This window comes from Oleiphilus sp. HI0123 (assembly GCF_001635315.1).
In genome coordinates this window covers 1-940 of record NZ_LWGE01000394.1, presented here as the reverse complement: position 1 = coordinate 940, position 940 = coordinate 1, and the positions used below count along the sequence as shown (strand labels likewise).

The following is a 940-nucleotide window of genomic DNA, read 5'->3' as shown; positions in this document are numbered from 1 at the left end:
AGCTGAACTGGCATTTAGTTTGAAACTTGGGCCGACAATACCGTTTGTCGCTTGAGCGCTATATTGCAGAGAAATAGGTGGTGAAACGTCATGAATACCATTCGGCAAAGGTAACGAGAGATTATAAGCAACACCGCCCTGGCTCACAGTTAAGTCACCGCTTATCTTTCCAACCACACTTGCATGGGCCTGGACGCTGATCATGCTAAGTAAAAGTACTGATACTAGGCCTGCAATTAACCTTCCCTCGATAATACGCACCTTACACTCCTTCCTTTTAACTCTAATAATAACGATTTACAGCCGTAGAAATTGATACGCTAAACGACCACAATACCTTCTTAAAACTCGAACTCTTACAGACTAATCTGCACTTGTCTGCTTCTCTTTAAGCAAACGATTTAATTCAATAATTTTCTGATCAGCCAGCGCATCTAGTTCTACAAATTTTTTATCATCCTCGACTAAATCAAAATATTTCTCCGCACCAGAAGAAACCGTATTCCTGGCCTGGTTCGTCGCGGAAATCACTTCTAACATTTCAGTTCTGCGTTCATCCGGGAGGTTACTGTACTTTTCCTTTTGAAGTGTCGTTAACAAGGTATCACTATTTTTCACAGGCGGTTTATCAGGTAAAGCGGATTCAATACCAATGTTTGAGCGATCTAACGCAGATAAAATTTGGTGTTTTTCTGCACCACTGGTTCCGGTATCTTTTATCTTTGTATCTGTGCCTGGGAGACTTAGATAAAGCAAACCCCCGATTACAATTACGGTCAGGCTAGTTAGCAAAATAGTGGTATTTTTCATATCTCTGCATTTCAATTAATTGAGAAAGGAGACGAAAAGAGAAGTAATAAAAATAGGCAGGACGTAATACGGCCGATGATCCCTTTGGCTTACAGACTCTCTAAATCCATTTAAATAATACGCTTAGTTT

Annotated in this window: 2 protein-coding genes; both read right to left on the bottom strand. The window is 40.2% G+C overall.

Annotation, left to right across the window (positions count from 1 at the left end; genetic code table 11):
• Positions 1-261: hypothetical protein (locus A3761_RS03745; protein WP_156491571.1), on the bottom strand; the 261-nt coding region annotated here is incomplete at its 3' end.
• Between the two features lie 102 nt (positions 262-363).
• Complete coding sequence (locus A3761_RS03740; protein ID WP_068739717.1) at positions 364-810, bottom strand: hypothetical protein; 447 nt, start codon at positions 808-810, stop codon at positions 364-366.
• Positions 811-940 lie beyond the last annotated feature (130 nt).

Coding starts and splice junctions, on each gene's coding strand:
- A3761_RS03740 (WP_068739717.1), bottom strand. CDS start 810: ATGAAAAATACCACTATTTTGCTAACTAGCCTGACCGTAATTGTAATC.